Source organism: Streptomyces sp. NPDC014727, from assembly GCF_043083485.1.
GTDB lineage: Bacteria > Actinomycetota > Actinomycetes > Streptomycetales > Streptomycetaceae > Streptomyces.
Genome location: NZ_JBIBYR010000065.1, coordinates 2,038 through 5,241 on the forward strand (window position 1 = coordinate 2,038; position 3,204 = coordinate 5,241).

The following is a 3,204-nucleotide window of genomic DNA, read 5'->3' on the forward strand; positions in this document are numbered from 1 at the left end:
TGTGTGATGGGTGGCTGGTCGTTGTTTGAGAACTGCACAGTGGACGCGAGCATCTGTGGCCAAGTTTTTAAGGGCGCACGGTGGATGCCTTGGCACCAGGAACCGATGAAGGACGTGGGAGGCCACGATAGGCCCCGGGGAGCTGTCAACCGAGCTTTGATCCGGGGGTGTCCGAATGGGGAAACCCGGCAGTCGTCATGGGCTGTCACCCGCTGCTGAACACATAGGCAGTGTGGAGGGAACGAGGGGAAGTGAAACATCTCAGTACCCTCAGGAAGAGAAAACAACCGTGATTCCGGGAGTAGTGGCGAGCGAAACCGGATGAGGCCAAACCGTATGCGTGTGATACCCGGCAGGGGTTGCGCATGTGGGGTTGTGGGATCTCTCTTTCACGGTCTGCCGGCTGTGAGGCGAGTCAGAAACCGTTGATGTAGGCGAAGGACATGCGAAAGGTCCGGCGTAGAGGGTAAGACCCCCGTAGCTGAAACATTGACGGCTCGTTTGAGAGACACCCAAGTAGCACGGGGCCCGAGAAATCCCGTGTGAATCTGGCGGGACCACCCGCTAAGCCTAAATATTCCCTGGTGACCGATAGCGGATAGTACCGTGAGGGAATGGTGAAAAGTACCGCGGGAGCGGAGTGAAATAGTACCTGAAACCGTGTGCCTACAAGCCGTGGGAGCGTCGCTGTGTGTGCTTGCACATGCAGTCGTGACTGCGTGCCTTTTGAAGAATGAGCCTGCGAGTTTGCGGTGTGTTGCGAGGTTAACCCGTGTGGGGAAGCCGTAGCGAAAGCGAGTCCGAACAGGGCGGTTGAGTAGCACGCTCAAGACCCGAAGCGGAGTGATCTAGCCATGGGCAGGTTGAAGCGGAGGTAAGACTTCGTGGAGGACCGAACCCACCAGGGTTGAAAACCTGGGGGATGACCTGTGGTTAGGGGTGAAAGGCCAATCAAACTCCGTGATAGCTGGTTCTCCCCGAAATGCATTTAGGTGCAGCGTCGTGTGTTTCTTGCCGGAGGTAGAGCACTGGATAGGCGATGGGCCCTACCGGGTTACTGACCTTAGCCAAACTCCGAATGCCGGTAAGTGAGAGCGCGGCAGTGAGACTGTGGGGGATAAGCTCCATGGTCGAGAGGGAAACAGCCCAGAGCATCGACTAAGGCCCCTAAGCGTACGCTAAGTGGGAAAGGATGTGGAGTCGCAGAGACAACCAGGAGGTTGGCTTAGAAGCAGCCATCCTTGAAAGAGTGCGTAATAGCTCACTGGTCAAGTGATTCCGCGCCGACAATGTAGCGGGGCTCAAGCGTACCGCCGAAGTCGTGTCATTCGTACATGTGTCCCCAACGGGAGTACGGATGGGTAGGGGAGCGTCGTGTGCCGGGTGAAGCAGCCGCGGAAGCGAGTTGTGGACGGTTCACGAGTGAGAATGCAGGCATGAGTAGCGATACACACGTGAGAAACGTGTGCGCCGATTGACTAAGGGTTCCTGGGTCAAGCTGATCTGCCCAGGGTAAGTCGGGACCTAAGGCGAGGCCGACAGGCGTAGTCGATGGACAACCGGTTGATATTCCGGTACCCGCTTTGAAACGCCCAGTACTGAATCAGGCGATGCTAAGTCCGTGAAGCCGGCCCGATCTCTTCGGAGTTGAGGGTAGTGGTGGAGCCGACGGACCAGACTTGTAGTAGGTAAGCGATGGGGTGACGCAGGAAGGTAGTCCAGCCCGGGCGGTGGTTGTCCCGGGGTAAGGGTGTAGGCCGTGTGGTAGGTAAATCCGTCACACGTTGAGGCTGAGACCTGATGCCGAGCCGATTGTGGTGAAGTGGATGATCCTATGCTGTCGAGAAAAGCCTCTAGCGAGTTTCATGGCGGCCCGTACCCTAAACCGACTCAGGTGGTCAGGTAGAGAATACCGAGGCGTTCGGGTGAACTATGGTTAAGGAACTCGGCAAAATGCCCCCGTAACTTCGGGAGAAGGGGGGCCATTCCTGGTGATTGGATTTGCTCCATGAGCTGGGGGTGGCCGCAGAGACCAGCGAGAAGCGACTGTTTACTAAAAACACAGGTCCGTGCGAAGCCGTAAGGCGATGTATACGGACTGACGCCTGCCCGGTGCTGGAACGTTAAGGGGACCGGTTAGCTGACTTTCGGGTCGGCGAGGCTGAGAACTTAAGCGCCAGTAAACGGCGGTGGTAACTATAACCATCCTAAGGTAGCGAAATTCCTTGTCGGGTAAGTTCCGACCTGCACGAATGGCGTAACGACTTCTCGACTGTCTCAACCATAGGCCCGGTGAAATTGCACTACGAGTAAAGATGCTCGTTTCGCGCAGCAGGACGGAAAGACCCCGGGACCTTTACTACAGTTTGATATTGGTGTTCGGTTCGGCTTGTGTAGGATAGGTGGGAGACTTTGAAGCGGCCACGCCAGTGGTTGTGGAGTCGTCGTTGAAATACCACTCTGGTCGTGCTGGATGTCTAACCTGGGTCCGTGATCCGGATCAGGGACAGTGTCTGATGGGTAGTTTAACTGGGGCGGTTGCCTCCTAAAGAGTAACGGAGGCGCCCAAAGGTTCCCTCAGCCTGGTTGGCAATCAGGTGTTGAGTGTAAGTGCACAAGGGAGCTTGACTGTGAGACCGACGGGTCGAGCAGGGACGAAAGTCGGGACTAGTGATCCGGCAGTGGCTTGTGGAAGCGCTGTCGCTCAACGGATAAAAGGTACCCCGGGGATAACAGGCTGATCTTCCCCAAGAGTCCATATCGACGGGATGGTTTGGCACCTCGATGTCGGCTCGTCGCATCCTGGGGCTGGAGTCGGTCCCAAGGGTTGGGCTGTTCGCCCATTAAAGCGGTACGCGAGCTGGGTTTAGAACGTCGTGAGACAGTTCGGTCCCTATCCGCTGTGCGCGTAGGAATATTGAGAAGGGCTGTCCCTAGTACGAGAGGACCGGGACGGACGAACCTCTGGTGTGCCAGTTGTTCTGCCAAGGGCATGGCTGGTTGGCTACGTTCGGAAAGGATAACCGCTGAAAGCATCTAAGCGGGAAGCCTGCTTCGAGATGAGTATTCCCACCAACTTGATTGGTTAAGGCTCCCAGTAGACGACTGGGTTGATAGGCCAGATGTGGAAGCCCGGTAACGGGTGGAGCTGACTGGTACTAATAGGCCGAGGGCTTGTCCTCAGTTGCTCGCGTCCACTGTGTT

1 rRNA gene is annotated in these 3,204 nt (G+C 56.6%); it reads left to right on the forward strand.

Annotated elements, in window-relative coordinates:
• The first annotated feature begins 57 nt into the window (after positions 1-57).
• Positions 58-3,182, forward strand: a 23S ribosomal RNA gene (locus ACF1B9_RS37765).
• Positions 3,183-3,204: the final 22 nt, after the last annotated feature.